At 43.0% G+C, this 23,486-nt stretch carries 25 protein-coding genes; 17 read left to right on the top strand and 8 right to left on the bottom strand.

The features are described 5' to 3' along the window. The first annotated feature begins 15 nt into the window (after positions 1 to 15). Positions 16 to 1,839: a translational GTPase TypA gene (gene typA, locus GDK41_RS15610; RefSeq protein WP_152087263.1), complete on the top strand. Its 1,824-nt coding sequence runs from the start codon at positions 16 to 18 to the stop codon at positions 1,837 to 1,839. Between the two features lie 65 nt (positions 1,840 to 1,904). Here the strand turns inward: typA and GDK41_RS15605 are convergent, their stop codons facing one another. From GDK41_RS15605 to GDK41_RS15585, 5 genes are all read right to left on the bottom strand, one after another. Next, positions 1,905 to 2,753 (bottom strand): CZB domain-containing protein, encoded by an 849-nt coding sequence (locus GDK41_RS15605; protein WP_152087262.1) that lies wholly within the window; start codon positions 2,751 to 2,753, stop codon positions 1,905 to 1,907. Positions 2,754 to 2,796: 43 nt separating this feature from the next. Then, a complete protein-coding gene (locus tag GDK41_RS15600) occupies positions 2,797 to 3,912 on the bottom strand; it encodes an ABC transporter substrate-binding protein (RefSeq protein ID WP_232056477.1) in 1,116 nt (371 codons plus the stop codon). After that, a complete protein-coding gene (locus GDK41_RS15595) occupies positions 3,878 to 5,953 on the bottom strand; it encodes a GNAT family N-acetyltransferase (RefSeq protein WP_152087261.1) in 2,076 nt (691 codons plus the stop codon). The genes GDK41_RS15600 and GDK41_RS15595 overlap by 35 nt, the downstream gene beginning before the upstream one ends. Further along, positions 5,931 to 8,096, bottom strand: a complete 2,166-nt coding sequence (uvrD, locus tag GDK41_RS15590) for a DNA helicase II (protein WP_152087260.1) — start codon at positions 8,094 to 8,096, stop codon at positions 5,931 to 5,933. The genes GDK41_RS15595 and uvrD overlap by 23 nt, the downstream gene beginning before the upstream one ends. A gap of 149 nt (positions 8,097 to 8,245) precedes the next feature. After that, on the bottom strand, positions 8,246 to 9,193 hold the full coding sequence (locus GDK41_RS15585; protein WP_152087259.1) for a chemotaxis protein CheV: 948 nt from the start codon (positions 9,191 to 9,193) through the stop codon (positions 8,246 to 8,248). A 203-nt stretch (positions 9,194 to 9,396) separates the two neighbouring features. Between GDK41_RS15585 and GDK41_RS15580 the strand changes: the two genes are divergently transcribed. Both GDK41_RS15580 and GDK41_RS15575 read left to right on the top strand, forming a co-directional pair. Further along, positions 9,397 to 10,461, top strand: coding sequence for a potassium channel family protein (locus GDK41_RS15580; protein WP_152087258.1), 1,065 nt, complete (start codon positions 9,397 to 9,399; stop codon positions 10,459 to 10,461). Beyond that, positions 10,458 to 10,679 (top strand): hypothetical protein, encoded by a 222-nt coding sequence (locus GDK41_RS15575; protein WP_152087608.1) that lies wholly within the window; start codon positions 10,458 to 10,460, stop codon positions 10,677 to 10,679. Before GDK41_RS15580 ends, GDK41_RS15575 begins: the two co-directional genes overlap by 4 nt. Here GDK41_RS15575 and GDK41_RS15570 read toward each other — a convergent pair. Then, positions 10,676 to 11,125, bottom strand: coding sequence for an EVE domain-containing protein (locus GDK41_RS15570; protein WP_152087257.1), 450 nt, complete (start codon positions 11,123 to 11,125; stop codon positions 10,676 to 10,678). The two genes, GDK41_RS15575 and GDK41_RS15570, sit on opposite strands and share 4 nt — an antisense overlap. A gap of 148 nt (positions 11,126 to 11,273) precedes the next feature. Between GDK41_RS15570 and tesB the strand changes: the two genes are divergently transcribed. Then, a complete protein-coding gene (gene tesB / locus GDK41_RS15565; RefSeq protein ID WP_152087256.1) occupies positions 11,274 to 12,137 on the top strand; it encodes an acyl-CoA thioesterase II in 864 nt (287 codons plus the stop codon). 46 nt (positions 12,138 to 12,183) lie between these two features. On the opposite strand, the gene plsB is transcribed toward tesB, so the two are convergent. Beyond that, entirely contained in the window at positions 12,184 to 14,610 is a 2,427-nt protein-coding gene (gene plsB / locus GDK41_RS15560) for a glycerol-3-phosphate 1-O-acyltransferase PlsB (protein WP_152087255.1), read from the bottom strand. A gap of 412 nt (positions 14,611 to 15,022) precedes the next feature. On the opposite strand from plsB, the gene rpsJ reads away from it, so the two are divergent. From rpsJ to GDK41_RS15500, 12 genes are all read left to right on the top strand, one after another. Then, positions 15,023 to 15,334, top strand: a complete 312-nt coding sequence (gene rpsJ, locus GDK41_RS15555) for a 30S ribosomal protein S10 (protein ID WP_005495349.1) — start codon at positions 15,023 to 15,025, stop codon at positions 15,332 to 15,334. Positions 15,335 to 15,361: 27 nt separating this feature from the next. Continuing rightward, entirely contained in the window at positions 15,362 to 15,997 is a 636-nt protein-coding gene (gene rplC, locus GDK41_RS15550) for a 50S ribosomal protein L3 (RefSeq protein ID WP_152087254.1), read from the top strand. Between the two features lie 17 nt (positions 15,998 to 16,014). Next, on the top strand, positions 16,015 to 16,617 hold the full coding sequence (gene rplD, locus GDK41_RS15545; protein ID WP_070991184.1) for a 50S ribosomal protein L4: 603 nt from the start codon (positions 16,015 to 16,017) through the stop codon (positions 16,615 to 16,617). Further along, complete coding sequence (gene rplW, locus GDK41_RS15540) at positions 16,614 to 16,916, top strand: 50S ribosomal protein L23 (protein ID WP_070986412.1); 303 nt, start codon at positions 16,614 to 16,616, stop codon at positions 16,914 to 16,916. Before rplD ends, rplW begins: the two co-directional genes overlap by 4 nt. Positions 16,917 to 16,933: 17 nt before the next feature. After that, positions 16,934 to 17,758 carry a 50S ribosomal protein L2 gene (gene rplB, locus GDK41_RS15535; RefSeq protein WP_070986411.1) on the top strand — a complete coding sequence of 275 codons (825 nt, stop codon included), beginning with the start codon at positions 16,934 to 16,936 and terminating at the stop codon, positions 17,756 to 17,758. A gap of 16 nt (positions 17,759 to 17,774) precedes the next feature. Further along, positions 17,775 to 18,053, top strand: a complete 279-nt coding sequence (rpsS, locus tag GDK41_RS15530; protein ID WP_010561269.1) for a 30S ribosomal protein S19 — start codon at positions 17,775 to 17,777, stop codon at positions 18,051 to 18,053. Between the two features lie 12 nt (positions 18,054 to 18,065). Then, positions 18,066 to 18,398 carry a 50S ribosomal protein L22 gene (gene rplV, locus GDK41_RS15525; RefSeq protein ID WP_058031283.1) on the top strand — a complete coding sequence of 111 codons (333 nt, stop codon included), beginning with the start codon at positions 18,066 to 18,068 and terminating at the stop codon, positions 18,396 to 18,398. Between the two features lie 12 nt (positions 18,399 to 18,410). Continuing rightward, positions 18,411 to 19,112 (top strand): 30S ribosomal protein S3, encoded by a 702-nt coding sequence (rpsC, locus tag GDK41_RS15520; protein ID WP_070986410.1) that lies wholly within the window; start codon positions 18,411 to 18,413, stop codon positions 19,110 to 19,112. A 13-nt stretch (positions 19,113 to 19,125) separates the two neighbouring features. Further along, a complete protein-coding gene (rplP, locus tag GDK41_RS15515; protein ID WP_070986409.1) occupies positions 19,126 to 19,539 on the top strand; it encodes a 50S ribosomal protein L16 in 414 nt (137 codons plus the stop codon). Continuing rightward, entirely contained in the window at positions 19,539 to 19,730 is a 192-nt protein-coding gene (gene rpmC / locus GDK41_RS15510; RefSeq protein ID WP_070986408.1) for a 50S ribosomal protein L29, read from the top strand. Before rplP ends, rpmC begins: the two co-directional genes overlap by 1 nt. Next, a complete protein-coding gene (gene rpsQ / locus GDK41_RS15505; RefSeq protein ID WP_152087253.1) occupies positions 19,730 to 19,987 on the top strand; it encodes a 30S ribosomal protein S17 in 258 nt (85 codons plus the stop codon). Before rpmC ends, rpsQ begins: the two co-directional genes overlap by 1 nt. 633 nt (positions 19,988 to 20,620) lie before the next feature. Then, a complete protein-coding gene (locus GDK41_RS15500; protein ID WP_152087252.1) occupies positions 20,621 to 21,574 on the top strand; it encodes a sulfite exporter TauE/SafE family protein in 954 nt (317 codons plus the stop codon). Positions 21,575 to 21,652: 78 nt separating this feature from the next. Here GDK41_RS15500 and metJ read toward each other — a convergent pair whose 3' ends face one another. Further along, on the bottom strand, positions 21,653 to 21,973 hold the full coding sequence (metJ, locus tag GDK41_RS15495) for a met regulon transcriptional regulator MetJ (RefSeq protein ID WP_105166708.1): 321 nt from the start codon (positions 21,971 to 21,973) through the stop codon (positions 21,653 to 21,655). A gap of 287 nt (positions 21,974 to 22,260) precedes the next feature. On the opposite strand from metJ, the gene metB reads away from it, so the two are divergent. After that, entirely contained in the window at positions 22,261 to 23,484 is a 1,224-nt protein-coding gene (gene metB / locus GDK41_RS15490; protein ID WP_152087251.1) for a cystathionine gamma-synthase, read from the top strand. Positions 23,485 to 23,486 lie beyond the last annotated feature (2 nt).

The raw sequence follows: 23,486 nt of genomic DNA, 5'->3' as shown, positions 1-23,486 counted from the left end.
ATCTGAGTTATAAACATGAGCATTGAAAAATTACGTAATATCGCGATTATCGCCCACGTAGACCACGGTAAAACAACCCTAGTTGATAAGTTGCTTGAGCAATCAGGTACGCTAGAGACACGCGGCGGTAACGAAGAGCGTGTAATGGATTCAAACGATATCGAAAAAGAGCGCGGTATCACCATCCTAGCTAAAAACACCGCGATTGAGTGGAACGATTACCACATTAACATCGTAGACACTCCGGGACACGCTGACTTCGGTGGTGAAGTAGAACGTGTTCTTTCAATGGTTGACTCAGTATTGCTACTGGTTGATGCACAAGAAGGCCCTATGCCACAAACGCGTTTCGTAACGCAAAAGGCATTCGCGTTAGGTCTTAAGCCTATTGTTGTTATCAACAAAATTGATAAGCCAGGTGCACGCCCTGATTGGGTTATGGATCAGGTATTTGACCTATTTGATAACTTAGGTGCAACGGATGATCAATTGGACTTCCAAGTGATTTACGCATCTGCTATCAATGGTTGGGCCACGCTTGACCTAGACGAGCCTTCAGACAATATGCAACCAATGTTTGAAGCGATTGTTGAGCAAGTAGCTGCGCCAGATGCCGATCCTGATGGTGGCTTCCAGATGCAGATTTCGCAACTTGACTATAACTCTTACATTGGTGTTATTGGTGTAGGCCGTATCAAGCGCGGTACTGTTAAAGTAAACCAACAGGTAACTGTGGTAGGCGCTGATGGTAAAACACGTAACGGTAAAGTAGGTCAGGTATTAACATATCTTGGTCTAGACCGTCACGAAGCACAGCAAGCACAGGCTGGCGACATCATCGCTATTACTGGTTTAGGTGAGCTGAAAATTTCAGACACAATTTGTGATGTGAATACGGTTGAAGCATTGCCAGCATTGTCTGTTGACGAACCAACAGTAACCATGACGTTCTCTGTGAACACTTCACCATTTGCAGGTCAAGAAGGTAAATTCGTGACTTCACGTAATATTCTTGAGCGTTTGCAAAATGAGCTAGTACACAACGTTGCACTTCGTGTTGAAGAGACGGATAACCCTGATAGCTTCCGCGTATCTGGTCGTGGTGAATTGCACTTAGGTATTTTGATCGAAAACATGCGTCGTGAAGGCTATGAATTGGCAGTTTCACGTCCTGAAGTAATTTTACGTGACGTTGATGGTCAATTAGAAGAACCATTCGAGACAGTAACGGTTGACGTACAAGAAGAGCACCAAGGTTCTATCATGGAACAGCTTGGTCTGCGTAAAGCTGAAATGACGGATATGGCCCCTGATGGTAAAGGCCGTGTACGTTTAGACTTCATGATGCCTAGCCGTGGTTTAATTGGTTTCCAAACTGATTTCATGACGTTGACTTCAGGTTCTGGCTTGATGTATCACACTTTTGATCATTACGGTCCTCATAAAGGTGGCTCAATCGGTAAACGTAAGAATGGTGTATTGATCGCCAATGCAACGGGTAAGGCACTGACTAACGCACTATTTAACCTACAAGAACGTGGTAAACTTTTCATCGGTCACGGTGTAGAAGTCTACGAAGGTATGGTTATTGGTATTCATAGCCGTGATAACGACCTAACGGTAAACGCTTTGAAAGGTAAGCAGTTAACAAACGTACGTGCATCAGGTACAGATGAAGCACAAACACTTGTGCCGCCTATTAAAATGTCACTTGAGCAAGCACTTGAATTCATTGATGATGATGAACTAGTTGAAGTAACTCCTGAGAATATCCGTATTCGTAAGAAGTTACTAACTGAAAGTGAGCGTAAGCGCGCAAGTCGTCAAGCAAAAGACTAATTTGGTTAGAATAAAAAAAACGCCGCTGTGACAGCGGCGTTTTTGTTTGCTCGCAAAATATAAATTTAAAACAAGCCGTAGCTTTCGGTTTCTTCTGGCTCATAACCTTGCAAATGTTCGGGTCTAAATATCGCACTCGGATCAATTAACACCGTATGCGTATCTCCGCGCTTAATTAATCCTTGCATCATTTTTCTGGTTTGTGGGTCTATTTCAAAACCAATGTTGGTAATTTCACTGAGAGATTTAATTTCTTCTTCTTCACAATGCATGTTGTCTTCAACTTGATCCACTAACAGGCCGATGTGAGGCTTTTGTCCATCTTGTGTAGTAAATACAATGATTGGCTTATGGTCTAGGCTAATTTGCTCTCTTGCAGACTCAAACAAGCGCATTAGTTTGACATAGGTTGTTGAGCGCTCTTTTTCCAGCATTACAATGGCTTCTTGTTGCTTATCTTGCTCGCATAATAAAAGCAATTTGTCTGCCAGTGAATGTAGGCGATTATGCGGCTCTTCAAAGCGATGTAGTATGGCTTTCAAATCTTCATTTTCAGTTTTAAAATTATCAAGCCACTGTCCAAATGCACATTGTTTTGGGTCTCTTGCTTTATCAAAAGCATCACCTTTCATCACACTTCTCTCTAGCGCATGTAACCAGCTTTTGTGTTCTTCTTCTTTGCTACGTAAAAGCTCTACCAATGCGGTATTTATTTCGTAAGATGATTGATTGTTTAAGATAATACTTAGATCAAAAATGGGTGTTGGGGTGCCCATATAATCTTTTACACCTAAAAAACTGGGGTTACCGTTGGGTAAAGATGTTAGGTTTCCCTCATAGCGCTCTGTAAGCAGAATGTCCAAAATTTTCAGTGAAATGGTTTTTTGTCCGACTCGAAAGTTGATTAAATCCATATTTTCCTCAACAAGCACAATGGTATTGTTAAAGAATAGAACATTATGGTGAATATGAACGATATACCGGCAATTTCTTTTGCTGTTTTGAGAGTTTAAAAAGCATTTTCAAGTCACGGTCATGCTCAAGAACCCAAGGTAACTTATCGAGTAAGCATTGCACCGAGTATGACTCTTTGCACTGTGCTGCTGCACGTGTAAAGACCAGTGCGTTAAGGTAGCCCTCAAATAAAATGTGATCGACTTTTAAGTGTGGTTTGAGCTTAACCATGCGACGAAATGTTTTACATAACATGGCTTGGCATAACAAGGGGTTTGGGACGACTTCGGTTACCATTATTGGATGTTTAGAGTTAACCCGAGCAAACAGCTCTTTACTGGAAACAAATGATACGCTGGTAAATTCGAGCTTTTCTTCCACGTCATCCGCCAATTTAACAAACGTTGCTAAGGGGTCGTAGGTGCCAATCATGATAACGGCTGTGGCATTACTATTGCGTATCTGCTCGTAGGCTTTATGCACATCGTTTGTATTACGTCTAAAGCGCGCAATGGTACTAGGCTTTAAGCTTTTTTTGGCAAGTGCGATTGTTAAACTTTTCTCTACCGTGATGCCAAACTCATCAGCCTGAATAAGCAGTGCGATTTGGTGATTTTTTTTCTCGTTAATTAAATAGGTAACATGCTCGTTTGCTTCATCTTGATAACTCGCTCTTAAGTTAAAAACTCGATAGTTAGCGGCTTTATGCAAAAAGTCAGCCCCAGTAAATGGCATAAGCAAAGGCGTTTTACTGTGTTCCAGTAGTGGGCGTATTGCCGCAGTGGTGGGGGTGCCCATGTAGCCAAAAAGAGCATCAACCTTTTTTTCGTAAATGAATTGCCGAGTGTTGAGTACTGTACGGTTTGGCTCATACCCATCATCGCGAATCTGTAGATCAATGGCTCGCCCTACAATGCCACCTTGTTGATTGATGGTTTCAAAATGCAATAATGCACCGTCGCGTAGTTGCTTACCTATTTCCTGAGCTGGCCCGCTTAACGCAATTGACATACCTAGTTTTATTGGTTGCTGATCTGCATATCCATTTACACTCAATAGAGAGAGTGCGGCAGCAAAAAATAGTTTAATGTAGCAGTTGAAGCTGTTCATGTATTTCATGTACCAGGGCTTTGAAGGCTGCAGCAAACACTTTATTGGTGCTTGAAGGTAACTCTGCTTTAAGCAGCTCTTTAGTATTATTTTGTAATAATAGCCTAATACCTAATTGCTGTGAACTGTCTGATAATCCATTTAATAATGTCGGACAAGCAAGCAATATTTGCCATACTGTTGCACTATCTTGCTCCAGCATCGTATTTTTGTTCACCATATAGTCTAACTGCACTTCTATATGCTTGGGGATGTGTTGGTTTGGCATGCTAACGAGAATACATTTTACTAATTGCCAAGGTAGTTGCTGGTAGAGGTTGCTTAGCTGATAGGTAAAGTTCATCCTAAAATGTTGGCAAAGCCTATCAAGGTGAGAGTCGTTTTTGCTCGTACTTTTTATTACCATTGCGGCATATTCACCACTGGCTTTATCTTGTTTATACCCCAGCCGAACCACTTTGTAGCCACTCTTTTGCCAAAAATTAAGTAACTTTTGCGTTGCGCCAAAACTACTGCCAAAATAATCTACCGATTGAGCCAACTGCTGTTCTACATAGTTGAGTAGTTGTGTGCCTAGGCCTTGATTATGCACATTTGGGGCAATCGCAATGCGCACTATACGGGCGATTTTCGTGTTTAAAAATTGTGAGTCACCTTGCGATGCAAACAGTTGCTGAGGCAGTAAGTGCCCTTTTGGGCGGCGCTTGCCTTGGGCAATATCGTTATGTAGCTCATGTCCAATCTGCCCTTCAAGATTAACAAGGCTAAGACCTAACAGTTGTTGCGAGTTTCTGATCACGAAAATAGCTTGTGAAGGACTATCGAGTAGTTGCCGCAGATCGTTTACCGTAGTTTGATAATGCGCGAGTACGAGAAGCGAAAAAGCCTGATGTAACAAAGGTTCATTGAGCGCTAGCTCTTTCACCGTAAGGCGTGAATAAGTTAACTCGCCAAGCGCTTGTGGGGTTGGATATTGACAATCTAAAGCAAATAATTGGTTTATATGTGCTTCTAGTGGGTCATGCAGCTGATAACGGATCGGCTGACGCATTTGTAACGATAGAAAGTTAGGGTAGTGCTGAGACAGATAGCGTTTAAATCTAAGGGTATAGCCCCGTCCATTTCCCTCATAGCCAATGATAGTACTGGAAAAAACGCAACGTTTTGCCTTTTTTACTAGTGCAATTAGCACGGGGACGGGGATCGCTGCGGCTTCGTCGATAAGTAATATCTGGTCGCTTAACGGCGTTGTTAAGAGTTGATCGGGTGGCATAAAACGCAAATTGGCCACTTGTTTTTCATTGCCTTGATATGTGATATCTAGCTGTTCGGCTAGATGCTTAAAGCTGTTTTTTACCGCCCTGTATTGCAAAGCACAAATAACGAAAGTTTGTTCATGCATTGCTGCTGCTAACATACCAAGAACTGCCGATTTTCCGCGCCCACGGTCGGCACTGAGTAAAATGGGCTGTGACTTCTTGCTTTCTAGCTGCCTCTTAAGCTGGGCAAGCGTATTGCGCTGCTCGCTAAAGTCGATGTGTTTTTGTGAAGCGTATCCCTTCAAAGACAAGGATAAGCCATCGCGCTGAGAGAGAATTGAGGTATCTAGCGTTGCGAGCAATGCTTGCCAACGCTGCAAAAATGGACTCTGTTGCGCAGAAAAACCATAAGAGCACCACATGGCAAGGCTCGGATCTTGCCAGTGGGATAAGTCACTAAGCTCAGGAAGGATTAATATTAAAAGTCCGCCCGCTTTAACCGTGCCACTGAGCGCGGCCAGCTTATTTGGTTCGATGCCAGCATATCCATCATAAAGAGCCAGTTTAAACTCTTGGCCAAGGATCTGGTGTAGGTGTTCGGGCCAGCATGCACAGGCCAACTTTGGATGCTTCGATAGCGCTAAGCAGTCTGATGTTGATGGTGTAAACAAACGTTGAGCTTGTTCAATGGCCCAGTCATGTTCGCCGCACAGTAAAAAAAGTTGACGATGTTGGTTATGAGCTAACTCATCAAATAATGGCGCTAAGCTAGAGGCTTTGCAAACGGGCATACGTTGTTACCAACCATTTACTGCCAACATCATCAAAGTTCACCTGAATTCGAGATTGCGCGCCACTGCCTTCGTAGTTTAATACCGTACCTGCGCCAAACTTTGCGTGTAGAACACGTTGTCCTAGGTTATAGCCACTTTCTTCAAAAGCCGCATGGGTAACAGAGGCACCGAAGCGACCACTATTAGCGGGTCTAGAGACTTGCGTTTTTATGCGTATTTCTTCCACACACTCTTGTGGTAACTCTCGCAAAAAGCGTGAAGGGCTATGATGTTTTTCTTGGCCATAAAGGCGACGGCTTTCAGCATGGCTAATATACAGTTTATCCATTGCCCGCGTCATTCCTACGTAGCATAGGCGGCGCTCTTCTTCGAGGCGGCCTGACTCTTCGTGGCTTTGTTGAGAAGGGAACATACCTTCTTCAACCCCCACCATAAATACCAATGGAAATTCTAGGCCTTTTGCTGAGTGTAAGGTCATCATTTGTACGGCATCTTCATGTTCGTCAGCCTGTCCTTCGCCAGACTCCAATGAGGTATAAGCCAAAAAGCCTTGTAATGGCGAACTGAAGTCTTCGTCAATGGGCGGCTCGTATTGACCACAGGCGCTGATCAGTTCTTCCAAGTTTTCTACGCGAGCACGGCCTTTTTCGCCTTTTTCTGCTTGGTACATGGCCATCAAACCGGATAGTTCAATGGTTGTTTTTGCTTGCTCTGATAATTCTAGTTCAGTGAGCTTGTCATCCAGCTGCTCAATTAGCTCAATAAAGCGCGACACAGCGGTTGCCGCTCTGCCAGCTAAATGTTTTTGCTCTATCACGGCTTTTGCAGCATACCATAGCGGCATTGATTCATGGCGCGCACAATCGCGAATGTGGCTTAGGGTCTTGTCGCCAATGCCACGTGCAGGTGTGTTGATCACACGTTCAAACGCGGCATCGTCTTGGCGGTTGCTGAGCAAACGTAGATAAGCGAGTGCGTCTTTTATTTCTTGGCGTTCAAAAAATCGCATACCGCCATAAATACGATACTTTAAGCCTTCTTGTAACATCGCCTCTTCAAGTACCCGAGATTGCGCATTGTTTCTGTATAAAATGGCACAATCTTGTAGGGCGTTTCCGCCGTTTAGCCAAGTACGAATTTTACTTACCACAAAGCGTGCTTCATCTAATTCATTAAAAGCGGCATAAATGGAGATAGGCTCACCTTGGTTGCCGTCGGTCCACAAGCTTTTACCCATACGCTCAGCATTATTTTGAATAAGCGCATTTGATGCTTTTAGGATGGTAGCGGTTGAACGATAGTTTTGTTCAAGGCGAATGGTTTCAGCTGAGAAATCGTCTAGGAAGCGTTTGATATTTTCAATTTTTGCGCCACGCCAACCGTAAATACTCTGATCGTCATCGCCAACAATCATCATGGTATTCTCCTGACCCGCGAGGAGTTTTAACCAGCGATATTGAATGCTATTGGTATCTTGGAACTCGTCGACCAGCATGTGTCGAAAACGCTGTTGATAGTGACGTAGTAGGGTGGGTTGTCGTTGTAGCAACTCATAACAGCGTAGTAGGATCTCAGCAAAGTCGACTAACCCAGCTCGATCGCATGCATCTTGGTACGCTGTGTACACACGCAGTAATAGTTGTTCATTCACATCATAGGCTTGAATATCTTTTGGACGTTGGCCTTCATCTTTCCGGGCGCTGATATACCATGCGATTTGTTTTGCTGGCCATTTCTTTTCATCAATATTCATCGCTTTCAGCAGGCGGCGGATCATACGAACTTGGTCGTCGGTGTCTAAAATCTGAAATGCTTCTGGTAAGTTCGCTTCACGGTGGTGCGCGCGTAAAATTCGATGCGACAAGCCATGGAAAGTGCCAATCCACATGCCACCTACTGGTGAGCGTAATGTTTCTTCTACGCGAGTTCGCATTTCTTTAGCTGCTTTGTTTGTAAACGTAACAGCAAAGATACTGTAAGCTGAGGCATGTTCTACCTGCATTAACCAAGCAATACGGTGCACTAAGACGCGGGTTTTACCCGAGCCAGCACCCGCTAGAACCAACATATTTTGCAACGGGGCAGCCACTGCCTCACGTTGTTTGTCGTTTAAGCCATCGATTAATTCAGAAACGTCCATTACCACGCCTATTTCAGTAAAATGAACGCAAAGTATACCTGTGTTAGGGGGGGGTTGCCCAGTTGTGCGCTTTAAAAAGCGTGCAACACAAATTTATCGCTTTGATTTTAAAGAATAAAAAACCAAAGTTTAACTGTACAAATAACCAGTTATTCCTTGTCTAGTACTGCTTTGAGTCGGTTTTGTATTTCTTCAACCAGCAGATCAGGCTGAAATTTAGATAAAAATGCGTTACAGCCCACTTTTTCGACCATGGCATTATTAAAGCTACCGCTGAGCGACGTGTTTAAGATCACATATAAGTCTTTTAAACGGCTATCATTGCGTATTTCATAGGTGAGTCGGTATCCATCCATAGAGGGCATCTCAGCATCCGTGATCACCGCCAGTAGCTCTTTATTTACATCTATTCCTTCATCGGCCCAGTGTTTAAGCACATTAAGCGCTTCTTGCCCATCTGTTGCTGGAATGATTTCAATGCCTAGTTGTGCCAGTGTGTCTGAAACTTGACGGCGTGCAGTAGGTGAATCGTCCGCATGTAAAATCTTGCGCCCATGAAACTCATCAATAATGCTTTTATCTAATACATCTTCAGAGATAACGACATCGTAGGCGACAATTTCAGCAAGCACTTTTTCGACGTCAATGATCTCAACAATGTGCTCGATGCTATCGCGTTTGATTTTGGTCAAAGCTGTCAGATAGTGGTTCTTACCGACGGAGCTTGGAGTTGGCATGATATCTTGCCAAGTGGTATTAACGATTTGATCAACTTTACCAACTAAGAAGGCCTGTACTGAGCGGTTGTATTCTGTGATCACTAAATTGCAGTCTGCATCACGCTCACATTCAGGCATACAAATCGCACGGCGCAGATCAATAACAGGGATCGACTCTCCCCGAATCGTGGTCACACCACACACTTTAGGGTGAGCGTTTGGCATGATATTTAGGTGTGGTAGTTTTACGACTTCTTTAACTTTAAAGACATTAAGCGCAAAAAAATGGCGGCTATGTAGATGAAACAATAAAAGCTCTAATCGGTTTTCACCAACCAGTTGCGTTCTTTGATCTACCGAAGCTAATACGCCAGCCATACGACACCTTCCTATTTCTAAGCATTATGCATCAGTATACTGAAGTTGCAACAAAATACGAGCTTTGCAAAATAGGTAAGCGCCAGAGCAAATGTACTGATGTTTTTACTTATTAGTTTGCCAAGTAGTTTGAATTAATGAGGTTTTCAAGCATATAGATATCAAGTAAGGTAACGTTATAGAATCATAAACAGCATTATACTATGCCAATCATATTTAAACGTTTACTGGTACTGTTGCAGGCGCATGTGGATAAGGCAAGTTGGCAACTGTTAAGTACCGTGACTCTTGGCCATTTAACATTAGTTTGGGGGTTGCTGAACTATGCAGGAGAGCAGGCCTTAATAGAACCCAACACATTTATTTATTATTATATAGTGACCACCTCTACTGTTGGCTATGGTGATTTTAGTGCAACCACGGAATTGGGCCGCTGGGTTGTTGCGTTGGTGCAGATCCCGTTTGGGCTAGCTTTGTTTGGTATTTTACTCGGCAAAGCGGGTCAATTTATGACATTTTGGATAAGAAGATCAATGACTGGCGATAAAGACTTTTACCATTTACGTAACCATATCATTATTTTTGGCTGGCATCCCACTCGAACCAAGAAGATGATTGACTACATTTTAGCAGATGTAAAACGTCAAGACAGACGTATCGTTTTGGCTGTCGTTGACGATATAGAGCATCCTTTATTGAGCTATTCTCAGGTTGATTTTGCTAAGTTATCAAGTTTCACAGATGACGAAGAATTGGCTCGCATAGGTATCGCTCAAGCGGATAAAATTATCATTGATGGGCAAGATGACGATCAAACATTTACGACCGCTTTAAAGCTAAGTCCTATGGTTCAAGCTGGGGCACACATTAGTGCTCATTTTGTGGATGAGAGCAAGGTGAGTTTGCTACGTGCTCATTGCCAAAATGTGGAGTGCTCGTCTAGTAAGTCAGCAGAAATTTTGGTTAGGGCGATGCAAGACCCAGGTTCTAGTCGAGTGCAAGAAGAGTTACTGTCAACTTTGCATGGCGATACGCAATTTAGTTTACGGTTACCCTCTGGTATAAAAACGTGTCAATTTGGCGCATTATTTCATTATTTTAAAGAAAAACATGATGCAATTTTGTTGGGTGTTGCGCATGATTTGAGTGCGCAAGCGATGGAATTAAACCCGCCCTTGGACTACCCAGTAAATGCGGGGGACATTCTTCATTACATTGCTACTGAACGGGTATTACCAGATGAAGTTGCATGGCAAAGCTTATCATGAGTGAGCTGATTTTATTATTTATTGGCGTATGCGCTTATTTAGCTCCGTTTGCAATGATCCTCAATAGTAAACGGACAAAAGGCCATGAAAAGAATGGATGGCTACTTGGCACATTACTTTTTTCATGGCTGGCGCTGCTGTTATATTTTTCTATGATACCTAAAGAAGGTATCCATCCACACAAGCCACGCAGAGGTAAGCGACGTTCTCGTCGTTAATCTTGGCAAAGTAATCGCCATTCTTGACCGCTTACTGGCATAATTGAAAGTCTACCTGCCTTTTTTAAAGCAAGCTCCGTAATGTTTACGTTTGCCTTAATAGACGATAGGGTGATTGGCCTGACATGTTTCACATACTCAAGCGTTACACCGTACCACCTCGGATCATCAGTGCGTGATTTAGCATCAAAGTAGTCACTTTTGCTGTCAAATTGGTACGGATCGGGTTGCGCTGATTTTATGACTTTAGCGACACCAACAATGGCTGGTATTTTACAACTCGAATGATAAATAAAAACGAAGTCATGCAACTTAACTTGATCACGCAAAAAGTTGCGGGCTTGGTAATTTCTCACCCCTTCCCAAAAAGCACCTTGTTTTCCTGCATCTCTAAGATCGTCAATGGAGAATGTGTCGGGTTCTGTTTTAAATAACCAATATGCCATGCTTTACCTGCGTGCTGTTGTTAATACTGAAATAGCTGTAAATCGACGCTTCTACATAATTGTTGCTACCGCTTGTGTGAAGGTGACTCATCGCGCTGACTATTATACTATGATTATTGAATTAAGCTGATGAAAATAAGGGGGCCCGATGAGTCAGGTTCTTACTGATCTACTATCGCTTTTAAAACTTGAAGAGATAGAGCAAGGTATTTACCGAGGGCAAAGCCAAGATTTAGGGTTTCCACAGGTATTTGGTGGGCAGGTGATGGGGCAAGCTCTTTCTGCGGCAAAATACACCTTGCCAGAGGGTCGTTATGTGAACTCATTACACTCCTATTTTTTGCGCCCGGGGGATGCAAAAAAGCCGATTGTATATGATGTAGAGGTGATCCGTGACGGACGCAGTTTTAGTACTCGACGGGTACGGGCAATTCAATATGGAAAGCCTATCTTTTATATGACCGCCTCTTTTCAAGGTGATGAACCGGGGGTGTCACATCAAAGCACTATGCCTAATGTGCCAGGGCCGGAAGAGTTAAAGTCTTCCATCGACTTCTATCGTGAAAATAAAGCATTGATCCCTGAAAAACTGCGTAATAAGTTCACCTGTGATATGCCGCTTGAAACGCGCCCAGTAGAATTTCAAAACCCATTCCAGCCAGAGATAACAGAGCCGCAGCGCCATGTTTGGTTTAAAAGCAATGGTCCCTTGCCTGATGACAGGCGTATACACAATTATTTGTTGGCGTATGCATCAGATTTTGAATTTTTGCCAACGGCGTTGCAGCCACATGGTCTATCGTTTTTGCATCCAAGTATGCAGGTTGCTACCATAGATCATGCTATGTGGTTTCACAGACCGTTTCGAATGGATGAATGGATTTTATATAGCGTAGATAGCCCTAGTGCATCTAATGGCCGTGGTTTAGTGCGCGGGCAGTTTTTTAATCGTCAAGGTGAACTCGTTGCTTCAACTATACAAGAAGGGGTGATGCGCCAGCGCGGCGAGTAAAATTAAGCCGCCGAGTTATCGGCGGCATCTTTTACTTCTTGGTTGCTCAGAGCGCATCTTGAATTGACTCACCAATGCGTGCTGGCAATAAGTCATTGAGGTGTTGCTGTAGCACTTTTAACTTCTCTTGCGCGTGAATGCACTGCTCATCAGACACGTTGATAAACCCTTGCTCTTTGAGGCTATTGATAAATGCAACGAGGACTTTCTTATCAAAAAACTCAGGGCTTTTAATGCCATGCAATGTGCCGAGTCGATTTGCAATGACTTCAGTTTCAGATTCAAGAGTTTTGCGGGTACAGCCATGTTTCTTTAGTATTAAACTGGCGGTTATTGCATAACGCTCGAGTGTTAACTGACTAACTTTGCCTAGCATTTCTAATTGCGCTAGACCTGTACTGCCTTTAATAACGTGAGCTGTTTTACCGTCAAACTCAATCAGCCCTTGCTGTGCGAAGCATGTTAAGATGTCTGTAATATAGTCTTCGCGCATCGGTGTAAGGAACCACTCTTTGGCAAATAGTGGGTAAATTACATCAAATAATTGTTGGTACTCTTGTACTGTTACGCTAAAGCGATTGAATAGCTGCTGAGCGATGATGCTAGGCACAGCGAATAGGTGAACAATGTTGTTACGGTAGTAATTGAACAAGGTTCGCTCTTTTTCTTTGATGGCGATTATTTCCCCTAGTTCATCTGATAATACATCAAGCTTATTGAGTTTTAATGCATGACTAAGCAACTGCTCAGCAGAATCTTCCGGTACTGTGACTTGTTCATTATATTTGGCACTGCGTTGTAGGGTGAGATAAAAAGACATCTGCTCTAACAGCTTACGTTTACTGAGTGCGAATTGACTATTACTCAATAATATTGTCGCTAATAGATTAATTGCATTGAGCGCTGCAGCACTGTTGATATTGATCATGACTGTATCAGCAAGCTCTGCCACTTGGGTGTTCAGCCACAGAGGCTTTTGAATGTCTGTAGGGTGAATAGCCTCTCGCCAATTACTTTGGTGCTCGTTTAAATACTGATTAACATTGATTGGTTCGCCAAAGTTTAGATAGCCACGCCCGTAATTTTTGAGATTCTTGATAGCTTTAAAGACGGCAAAGATTGATTCATTCTTTTTGTGATTGCCAGCCAACTCTTTTAAGTAGGTATTAATTTCCATCACATGCTCGTAACCAATATACACAGGCACTATTGAGATCGGGCGGTCGATACCGCGCAGCATAGACTGAATTGTCATTGCCAGCATGCCCGTTTTAGGTGGCAGCAAACGTCCCGTTCGACTGCGTCCTCCTTCAGTGTAAAACTTTACTGAGTAGCCTTTGATAAACAGTTGACTTAAATATTCTTTGAATACGGCTGAGTAAAGCTTGTTGCCAGCAAACGAACGACGAATAAAGAATGCTCCAGAACGACGGAAAACCCCCCCAGCAGGGAAGAAATTAAGATTGACTCCAGCGGCTATATGCGGTGGTACAAGTCCTTGATGATAGATAACATAGGTTAACAACAGATAGTCCATATGACTGCGATGACAAGGTACGTAAATTATTTCATGACCCTTATCTGCTAATTGATGAACTCGCTCTGCATATTTGACCTCAATACCATTGTAGAGTTTATTCCAAAGCCAGGTCAGAATACGATCGCCAACGCGAACCATCGCATCGGAGTAGTTTGCGGCAATTTCTTCAAGCAGCTCTTGTGCATTGAGACGTGCCTCTTCATAACTTAATCCTTTACTTTTTGCCTCATCAGCAATCGCCTTTTTTATTGCGGGTGCTGCGAGTAAAGAGCTAAATAACTGATCCCTAGAAGGCAGTTTAGGGCCTGTAGCGGCAAGTTTCTGGCGGCGAAAGTGCACACGTGCAACACGCACTAGTTTTTGAGGCAATTCCTCTACGTCCGATTTGTCGTTGATTAATTGATTGAGATCGATAGGTTGGCTAAAGCGTACTAAATTATCGCGTCCCGAAAACAGTACAACAAAAAATTTCCGGAGCCAACTGGGGGTTAATGAATGCGAAAATAACGTGCCAATGCCTGGTTTTTCTTTACCTGGATTGCGACCCCATAAAATGGTAACAGGTACAATTTGAGCCTGAGCCTTGGGATCACTGTTTAAGGCAGTAAAGATCGCTTTACCAGTGGCAAGGGCGTTGCTAGGTTTTGCAACTTTTGCAAACAAAGGGGTAGGATTTTGCAAACCAATAAAGCGGTCAATTTCTTTACCAGCCAGGAGTTGTGGTTGAGTTGCTCTTGGTAATCCCAGCTTTTTACAAACGGCATCTAATGCAGCAAGGTCGGCACGAGAATTAAGCCTAGTAACATAAAAAGTAGGCTGTTCGGGATTTAGGCTGAACTGTGTTACTGGGTTGTCTGGTAGTAATTTTGTTTTGACAAATAATAGATTAGCCCACTGGGCGAATAGATTTAATATACGAGAAACGATTCTCATGACAACACCATATTTAAAATTTTGCAATAGCATACCAAGCTTTAACTGGACTGACCATTTATAGCATTTTGGATGAGCTACTAACTAGGTTAAAGATGCAAAGAATAAGTACAACAACTTGTAGGACCATGGCCCACAAAAATCGTAGCTACACGTAGCTTAGCAATCCATACCAAAAATAACGTAGTATTAGTTGTTGCATTTATCACCAATATCATTATAATGTGCGGACTTTCTTACTACAGTGTAGTCAGAAAGATTAAATATAGGGCTTGGATTTCAAGCCAACAAACAGGAATTCCGATTTGGAATTCAATGGTAGAAATAAGGAAGCAACCAGCGAATTAGTTTTAATTCGACCTGGATGTTTTTTTATGCTCTTTTTAAATGCTCTTTTAATTGAGGTTTAAGAATGTCAAATCAACGCATTCGTATTCGCCTAAAAGCTTTTGACCACCGTTTGATTGACCAATCAACGGCGGAAATCGTGGAAACTGCGAAACGCACTGGTGCTCAGGTACGTGGTCCAATCCCACTTCCTACGCGCTTTGAACGTTTTACTGTATTGATCTCTCCGCACGTAAACAAAGATGCGCGTGATCAGTATGAAATCCGCACCCACAAACGTCTGATCGACATCGTAGAACCAACAGACAAGACAGTAGACGCTCTAATGCGCCTAGACCTTGCTGCTGGTGTTGATGTTCAAATCAGCCTGGGTTAATCGGAAGATTAGAGAGGTTTTAGGAAAATGGCATTAGGTCTAGTCGGTCGTAAAGTGGGTATGACACGTATCTTCACTGAAGATGGTGTATCTATCCCTGTGACAGTTATCGAAGCGACGCCTAACCGTGTTACTCAGATCAAATCTGAAGCAACAGACGGTTATGAAGCGCTTCAAGTTACTGCAGGCGAGAAAAAAGCAAGCCGTGTAAACAAAGCTGCAGCGGGTCACTTCGCTAAAGCGGGTGTTGAAGCGGGTCGTGGCCTGTGGGAATTCCGCCTAAATGGTGGTGAAGGCGATTTTGAAGTAGGTGCTGAGCTTACTGTTGAACTATTCAACGATGTAAACAAAGTAGACGTTACTGGTACTTCAAAAGGTAAAGGTTTCCAAGGTGGTGTTAAGCGCTGGAACTTCAGCATGCAAGACGCTACACACGGTAACTCTTTGTCTCACCGTGCTCCTGGTTCAATCGGTCAAAACCAATCACCTGGTAAGGTGTTTAAAGGTAAGAAAATGGCTGGTCAAATGGGTAATGTGCAAACTACTACTCAGAACCTAGAACTAGTACGTGTTGACGCTGAGCGTAACCTGCTTTTAGTTAAAGGTGCAGTACCTGGCGCTATCGGCGGTGACGTAGTCGTTAAACCAGCTGTTAAAGCATAAGTCCTGGAGATTTAGTGATGGAATTAGCAATTAAAGGCGCTGGCGCGCTTGAAGTTTCCGAAGCTACTTTTGGACGTGAGTTTAACGAAGCATTAGTACACCAGGTAGTTGTTGCTTATGCAGCAGGTGCTCGTCAAGGTACTCGTGCTCAGAAGACACGTTCTGAAGTAAGAGGCGGTGGTAAGAAGCCATTCGCTCAAAAAGGTACTGGCCGTGCTCGTGCTGGTACAATCCGCAGCCCAATCTGGCGCAGCGGTGGTGTGAGCTTTGCAGCTAAGCCGCAAGATCACAGCCAAAAAGTTAACCGTAAGATGTATCGCGGTGCGATTAAGAGCATCTTGTCTGAGCTTGTTCGTCAAGAGCGTTTAGTGGTTGTTGAAAACTTCGGTTTAGAAGCACCTAAAACTAAAGAGCTAGTAGCTAAGCTTAAAGAGCTTGAGCTTAAAGACGTGCTTATCGTGACTGAAGAAGTAGATGAGAATCTATTCCTTTCTGCACGTAACCTGTACAAGGTTGACACGCGTGATGTAGCTGGCATTGACCCAGTAAGCCTAATCGCTTTCGATAAGGTACTTATTACTGCAGGTGCTGTTAAGCAACTTGAGGAGGCGCTAGCATGATCCGTGAAGAACGTCTTTTAAAAGTGATTCTTGCTCCACACATCTCTGAAAAAAGCACGATTGCTGCTGAAGAAAACAACACGATCGTTTTCAAAGTAGCTAAAGACGCAACTAAAGCTGAAGTTAAAGCAGCAGTTGAGAAGCTTTTTGAAGTAGAAGTAACTGGTGTTCGTACTTTGAATGTTAAGGGTAAAACAAAGCGTACTGGTATGCGTTTCGGTCGTCGTTCAGACTGGAAAAAAGCCTACGTTACTCTTAAAGAAGGTAGCGAGCTAGACTTTGTCGGCGGCGCCGAGTAATAAGGGGAGTTAGAATTATGGCACTTCAAAAGTGTAAACCAACTTCTGCGGGTCGTCGTCACGTCGTTAAAGTGGTTAACCCTGATCTACACAAGGGTAAGCCTTACGCTCCGCTATTAGAGAAAAACTCTAAATCAGGTGGTCGTAACAATAACGGTCGTATCACGGTTCGTCACATCGGTGGTGGTCACAAGCAGCACTACCGTGTAATTGACTTTAAACGCACTAAAGATGGCATTCCAGCCACTGTTGAGCGTCTAGAGTACGATCCAAACCGTAGCGCAAACATCGCTCTTGTATTATATGCAGACGGTGAGCGTCGTTACATCATTGCACCTAAAGGTTTAAAAGCAGGCGATCAAATCCAGTCTGGTGTTGACGCACCAATCAAAGCTGGTAACACATTGCCAATGCGTAATATGCCTGTAGGTTCGACTGTACACAACGTAGAATTAAAGCCAGGTAAAGGTGCTCAAATCGCACGTTCTGCTGGTGCATACGTTCAAATCCTAGCACGTGAAGGTCAATACGTGACTCTACGTCTTCGTTCAGGCGAAGTTCGTAAAGTTGAGTCTGACTGTCGCGCTACCTTAGGTGAAGTAGGCAATGCTGAGCATATGCTTCGTTCACTAGGTAAAGCTGGTGCTAACCGCTGGCGTGGTATTCGTCCGACAGTTCGTGGTGTTGCCATGAACCCGGTTGATCACCCACACGGTGGTGGTGAAGGTCGTACTTCTGGTGGTCGTCACCCTGTGTCTCCATGGGGCAAGCCTACCAAAGGTGCTAAAACACGTAAGAACAAGCGTACAGATAAATTAATCGTACGTCGTCGTACTAAGTAATAGTTGAGGAATTGCCATGCCACGTTCTCTCAAGAAGGGTCCATTCATTGACCTACACTTGCTGAAGAAGGTAGAGAAGGCGTTGGAAAGCGGTGACAAGAAGCCTATCAAGACTTGGAGCCGTCGTTCAATGATCATCCCTAATATGATCGGATTGACCATCGCAGTCCATAATGGTCGTCAGCACGTCCCTGTATTTGTTTCGGACGAAATGATCGGTCACAAACTAGGTGAATTTGCACCTACACGTACTTACCGCGGTCACGCTGCGGATAAGAAAGCTAAAAAACGTTAATCGGAGGGTATGATGGAAGCATTAGCTAAACACAAATTCGCCTCTGGTTCGGCGCAAAAAGCACGTCTAGTAGCTGATCAGATCCGCGGACTACCGGTAGATCGCGCTCTAGAAATCCTGGCGTACAGCCCAAAGAAAGCGGCTGTATTAGTTAAAAAAGTACTTGAGTCTGCTATTGCGAACGCAGAGCACAACGAAGGTGCTGACATTGATGAGCTACGTGTAGCTACGATTTTTGTGGACGATGGTCCTACAATGAAACGTATCATGCCACGTGCTAAAGGACGCGCTGACCGCATCCTTAAGCGTACAAGCCACATCACTGTTGTGGTTTCGGATAGCTAGGAGATATAAGTAATGGGACAAAAAGTTCATCCTACTGGTATTCGCCTAGGTATCTCTAAACCTTGGGTTTCTACCTGGTACGCGAATACAAAAGATTTCTCTGCACAGCTTTTTGGCGATCACAAAGTGCGTCAATACCTTACTAAGGAATTGAAAGCAGCTTCTGTGTCTAAAATCGTTATCGAGCGTCCAGCTAAATCAATCCGTGTAACAATTCACACAGCTCGTCCTGGTGTTGTTATCGGTAAAAAAGGCGAAGACGTAGAAAAGCTTCGTCAAGCTGTAACAAAGATTGCGGGTGTACCTGCTCAGATCAACATTTCTGAAGTACGTAAACCAGAGCTAGATGCACAATTAGTTGCAGATGGCATCGCATCTCAGCTTGAGCGTCGTGTTATGTTCCGTCGCGCTATGAAGCGTTCGGTACAAAATGCAATGCGCATTGGTGCTAAAGGTATCAAAGTTGAAGTAAGCGGTCGTTTAGGCGGCGCTGAAATCGCACGTTCTGAGTGGTATCGTGAAGGTCGTGTACCTCTACATACTCTACGTGCTGATATCGATTATGCAACTTCTGAAGCGTTAACCACTTACGGTATCATCGGTGTTAAAGTTTGGATCTTCAAAGGCGAAGTAATTGGTGGTTTACCACTAGTTCAAGAGCAAGAGAAGCCAGCTAAACGTGCGCCGAAGAAAGCCAAAAAAAGTGCTAAGTAAGAGGTAGCGATTAATGTTACAGCCAAAACGTACAAAATTCCGTAAAGTGCATAAAGGCCGCAACCGTGGTCTTGCAAACAGCGGTAACAAAGTAAGCTTCGGTTCTTTCGGCTTGAAAGCAACAGGTCGTGGTCGTATGACTGCTCGTCAAATCGAAGCAGCTCGTCGTGCTATGACACGTCACATCAAGCGTCAAGGTAAAATCTGGATCCGTGTATTCCCAGATAAGCCAATCACTGAAAAGCCGCTTGAAGTTCGTATGGGTAAAGGTAAAGGCTCTGTTGAGTACTGGGTTGCTGAAATCCAGCCAGGCAAAGTACTTTACGAGATGGAAGGTGTTTCTGAAGAGCTTGCTCGTGAAGCATTCAACCTAGCTGCTCGTAAATTACCTTTCAAAACAACATTTGTAACTCGGACGGTAATGTGATGAAAGCTAGCGAACTTAAAGACAAAAGCGTAGAAGAGCTAAATGCTGAACTTCTAGAGCTACTACGTGAGCAGTTCAACCTGCGCATGCAAGTGAGCACTGGTCAGCTAGCTCAAACTCACGAGCTGAAAAAAGTACGCCGCAATATTGCGCGTGTTAAAACGGTTATCAACCAGAAGGCAGGTGCATAATGAGCGATAAGATCCGTACTCTTCAAGGTCGTGTACTAAGCGACAAGATGGACAAATCTATCGTTGTTGCAATCGAGCGTCAGGTGAAGCACCCGATCTACGGTAAATTCATCAAGCGTACAACTAAGTTGCACGCACACGACGAAAGCAACACAGCTAAAGCAGGCGATACAGTTACTATCAGTGAATGTGCGCCGATTTCTAAAAAGAAATCATGGACTTTAGTTGAAGTAGTTTCACGTCCAAAGCAAGCTTAATTTTAGTTTTATACTAGATTAAACTTTGTTTTCAAAAGCCTCGGCCCTTGGGTCGGGGCTTTTTGCGTTTTAAGGGGATTAGGCCAGTTCGTAATAACCTAGAATCATTTTGAGGGATAAAGCCTAACACAAGCTGCGTTAAAAACTGCTCATGTAGAACAACTGCATAGCGATATTTTTGTCTTGCTACCGATATATTTTATCGCCTAAAAAGAGATCACTTAATTAATACCAATTTTATTAATACATTGATCATTCTAGCGAGCTAAATAACTCATTAACTGCGTTAAATATTTCTCATGTAGAATAACTACATAGCGAAATATTTGCCTTGTTACTAAGCCATTTATCTGTCGCAATATCTGATCACCAATTTAATGCAATTGGTATAAGTGAATTGGTATTCAATTTGGCGTTAGTTACGTTAAAAGTTTTTATTAATAACGAAATAGGGCTTAGTTATCGTAAGGTTTCCATATCGAAAAATAGAACATCTATTTAAGGAATGGGCATAACGTGAAACTATATGTGTGGTTATTGGTAGTGCTAGTGTAAAATATACTCAATTTCGTGCTTGATTGATTAGATTAGGCGCAGAGTATATATACCAACTTTTAAAGAGATGTTCTTATTATGCGCTACCGCAGCAATCTTTTTTGGCTGACTTTGCTCTTTGGCGCTGGTGTCTGGTTAATTGCATTTTTATTGTTGTGGGATATGACAGCGTTGTTATCTAGCTGGAAAACCAGCCTGACTATGCTTTTTGGCTCTTTTGTCGCAGGCTCTACACCGTTAGGTGGTGGAGCTGTCGCGTTCCCAGTATTCACCAAGGTATTGCAAGTAAGCGCTGATGAGGCGCGCGTTTTTTCTCTTTTTATACAATCGGTCGGAATGGCTTTTGCCGCTCTCTACTTTATTAGTAGGCGGGTTTTTATCGACTGGACTTCGATTGCTCGAGGTATGCGCTATGCCTTTGTAGGTCAGTTATGCGCCGTGACCTTTTCAGTTACAGACGGAATATTACTGAAGTACTCATTTAGTTGCTTTTTGTTACTGGTTGCTACTTTACTCATACATGATAAAAAAACGCTTGTTCTTGACCTCAGTAAGAGAAAACAACACCTTATTTTTTCACTACTCACTTTTTCAGGTGGAATGATAACCGGTTACTTAGGCTCGGGGGCTGATACTGTATTATTCTTTTATTTTGTACTGCTGTTTGGGATCCATGCTAGGAAAATGATACCCACAACAGTGACATTCATGGCTTTGAATGCCCAGCTTGGTGCGGTTTTGTTTTTTATTCTAGGTAAACAGCCATCAGAATTTGTGATTAACAGTTGGTTTTTTGCTGCACCAGTTGTGGCTTTAGGAGCGCCATTAGGTGGCTATCTATTAACAAGGTTGAAAGCATCATATATCTTAAGTTTTGTGATTTTGGTGATTTTAGTAGAGTCGGTCAGCACGCTTCTATTATTACCTCTTCATCCTGTCAAAATCATTCTACTTAGTTGTTTATTAATCTATGTGGCCGCAGCTTTGTCATTAAAAATAAAAACGGTATTGATAAACAAACGTAACTTATAAGCATCTTTCTTAGAGAAGAGCGGGTAACATATTAGGTAAGTCAGCCATGAGTAACATTCATGGCTGTATTTAGGTATGTTACTCTTCGTTGATCACTGGCACTTCTAGTCCCATATCTTCCATTATCTTACGCACTTCCTCAGGTACCTTTTCAGGATTATCCTTACGTAAGTCTTCATCACTGGGTAATGGTTGACCTGTAAATGCATGCAAAAAGGCTTCACATAATAGCTCACTATTGGTTGCATGACGTAAGTTATTAACTTGGCGACGCGTGCGTTCGTCAGTTAAAACCTTAAGTACATTTAACGGGATAGAGACGGTAATTTTTTTTACTTGTTCAGATTTCTTACCGTGCTCAGCGTAAGGGTGAATATATTCACCATTCCATTTAGCCATAATATTGTTGTTGCCTCAGTGTTTGAAATGCCAATAAGACTGTACTCGTAAACTTAATCAGTGAACTTTCCACGATAAACTATATTGATAAGTCTATCGCTATAGTTTATTCAAAAGTGCAGTCTTATTAGCAATACTAATTTAGTTAGGTGGCGAAATTTTATCGGTTTAAAAAAGATAGTCAAATACTAGTTAAATAGCCATTTAGAAGTATAAATGTTTTGACTTCCTTTTTCATATCATCTAACCTTTTAGACGTCTAAACATCCAATTATCTAGGTGATGAAATGAGTCAATGTAAAAAATCGACGATTGCAGTGCGTCATGGTATCGAAGCTGACAAGCATCATGGTGCTGTTGTGCCTCCACTATATTTGTCGACGACCTATTCGTTCGCCGATTTCGATACTAAGCGTGCCTATGACTATGGTCGTAGCGGTAACCCTAATAGAGACACTTTAGCGCAAACTCTTGCGCAGCTTGAAGGGGGTGAAAGAGGGATAATTACGGCAACGGGTATGTCAGCAGTACATTTGGTAACACAGCTGTTGAATCACGATGATACCTTGGTGATCCCTCATGACTGCTATGGTGGCAGTTATCGTCTATTTACATCTTTACAGAAGCGCGGGTTGCTAAAAGTAGAAGTACTTGACCTTACACAAGCTGCAAGTTACGAGCAAATAAAAACAATAAAACCTAAGCTCGTTTGGATAGAAACACCAAGCAACCCTATTTTAAGGTTAACAGATATCAAAGCGGTCACTGAGGCTGCAAAAGAAGTGGGAGCTTTGGTTGCTGCAGACAATACGTTTCTTTCACCTGCACTGCAAAACCCAATTAAATTTGGTGTAGATATTGTTGTGCACTCAACGACAAAGTATATAAATGGTCATTCAGATGTTGTAGGTGGAGCTGTGATCGCTAAAACAGCTGAACTGGGTGAAGAACTAGCTTGGTGGGCCAACAATATTGGTATAACAGGTGCGCCTTTTGACAGCTATTTAACTCTAAGAGGGTTGCGGACATTAAATGTCCGCTTGAAGCAACACCAAGAAAATGCAATGACTATTGCAACATACCTTGAACAGTCTCCTTATGTTAGTCAAGTGTATTACCCAGGGCTCACATCTCACCCTCAACATGCGCTTGCAAAACAACAACAAGAGGGCTTTGGTGGTATGGTGAGCTTCGATATTAAAGGCGGATTAAATGAGTCTGCTAAATTTTTGACGAGCCTAAAACAGTTTTCTTTGGCCGAATCACTCGGCGGAGTTGAAAGTTTAATTTGTCATCCAGCGACAATGACCCATGCTGGTATGGAGCCGCAGGCTCGTTTAGAGGCAGGGGTAGGTGATACGCTGATCCGCATCTCTGTAGGTATTGAAGATGTGCAAGATTTACTTAGTGATTTGGAGCAGGCATTTGTTCAGCTACAAGCGGGCAGCGGCAGCGCATCAGACGATGGTAAAACATTTAAACTAACGCCGGCTCACACGGCCTTATGGTAAGA

The sequence above is a fragment of the Pseudoalteromonas sp. A25 genome (assembly GCF_009176705.1).
Lineage (GTDB): Bacteria > Pseudomonadota > Gammaproteobacteria > Enterobacterales > Alteromonadaceae > Pseudoalteromonas.
Note: the sequence above shows the minus strand (reverse complement) of the source record. Positions and strands in the feature narration are given on the sequence as shown.

Bases quoted from the DNA above. Each gene is read 5' to 3' on its own strand.
- typA (WP_152087263.1), top strand. From the start codon at position 16: ATGAGCATTGAAAAATTACGTAATATCGCGATTATCGCCCACGTAGAC.
- GDK41_RS15605 (WP_152087262.1), bottom strand. From the start codon at position 2,753: ATGGATTTAATCAACTTTCGAGTCGGACAAAAAACCATTTCACTGAAA.
- GDK41_RS15600 (WP_232056477.1), bottom strand. From the start codon at position 3,912: ATGAAATACATGAACAGCTTCAACTGCTACATTAAACTATTTTTTGCT.
- GDK41_RS15595 (WP_152087261.1), bottom strand. From the start codon at position 5,953: ATGCCCGTTTGCAAAGCCTCTAGCTTAGCGCCATTATTTGATGAGTTA.
- uvrD (WP_152087260.1), bottom strand. From the start codon at position 8,096: ATGGACGTTTCTGAATTAATCGATGGCTTAAACGACAAACAACGTGAG.
- GDK41_RS15585 (WP_152087259.1), bottom strand. From the start codon at position 9,193: ATGGCTGGCGTATTAGCTTCGGTAGATCAAAGAACGCAACTGGTTGGT.
- GDK41_RS15580 (WP_152087258.1), top strand. From the start codon at position 9,397: ATGCCAATCATATTTAAACGTTTACTGGTACTGTTGCAGGCGCATGTG.
- GDK41_RS15575 (WP_152087608.1), top strand. From the start codon at position 10,458: ATGAGTGAGCTGATTTTATTATTTATTGGCGTATGCGCTTATTTAGCT.
- GDK41_RS15570 (WP_152087257.1), bottom strand. From the start codon at position 11,125: ATGGCATATTGGTTATTTAAAACAGAACCCGACACATTCTCCATTGAC.
- tesB (WP_152087256.1), top strand. From the start codon at position 11,274: ATGAGTCAGGTTCTTACTGATCTACTATCGCTTTTAAAACTTGAAGAG.
- plsB (WP_152087255.1), bottom strand. From the start codon at position 14,610: ATGAGAATCGTTTCTCGTATATTAAATCTATTCGCCCAGTGGGCTAAT.
- rpsJ (WP_005495349.1), top strand. From the start codon at position 15,023: ATGTCAAATCAACGCATTCGTATTCGCCTAAAAGCTTTTGACCACCGT.
- rplC (WP_152087254.1), top strand. From the start codon at position 15,362: ATGGCATTAGGTCTAGTCGGTCGTAAAGTGGGTATGACACGTATCTTC.
- rplD (WP_070991184.1), top strand. From the start codon at position 16,015: ATGGAATTAGCAATTAAAGGCGCTGGCGCGCTTGAAGTTTCCGAAGCT.
- rplW (WP_070986412.1), top strand. From the start codon at position 16,614: ATGATCCGTGAAGAACGTCTTTTAAAAGTGATTCTTGCTCCACACATC.
- rplB (WP_070986411.1), top strand. From the start codon at position 16,934: ATGGCACTTCAAAAGTGTAAACCAACTTCTGCGGGTCGTCGTCACGTC.
- rpsS (WP_010561269.1), top strand. From the start codon at position 17,775: ATGCCACGTTCTCTCAAGAAGGGTCCATTCATTGACCTACACTTGCTG.
- rplV (WP_058031283.1), top strand. From the start codon at position 18,066: ATGGAAGCATTAGCTAAACACAAATTCGCCTCTGGTTCGGCGCAAAAA.
- rpsC (WP_070986410.1), top strand. From the start codon at position 18,411: ATGGGACAAAAAGTTCATCCTACTGGTATTCGCCTAGGTATCTCTAAA.
- rplP (WP_070986409.1), top strand. From the start codon at position 19,126: ATGTTACAGCCAAAACGTACAAAATTCCGTAAAGTGCATAAAGGCCGC.
- rpmC (WP_070986408.1), top strand. From the start codon at position 19,539: ATGAAAGCTAGCGAACTTAAAGACAAAAGCGTAGAAGAGCTAAATGCT.
- rpsQ (WP_152087253.1), top strand. From the start codon at position 19,730: ATGAGCGATAAGATCCGTACTCTTCAAGGTCGTGTACTAAGCGACAAG.
- GDK41_RS15500 (WP_152087252.1), top strand. From the start codon at position 20,621: ATGCGCTACCGCAGCAATCTTTTTTGGCTGACTTTGCTCTTTGGCGCT.
- metJ (WP_105166708.1), bottom strand. From the start codon at position 21,973: ATGGCTAAATGGAATGGTGAATATATTCACCCTTACGCTGAGCACGGT.
- metB (WP_152087251.1), top strand. From the start codon at position 22,261: ATGAGTCAATGTAAAAAATCGACGATTGCAGTGCGTCATGGTATCGAA.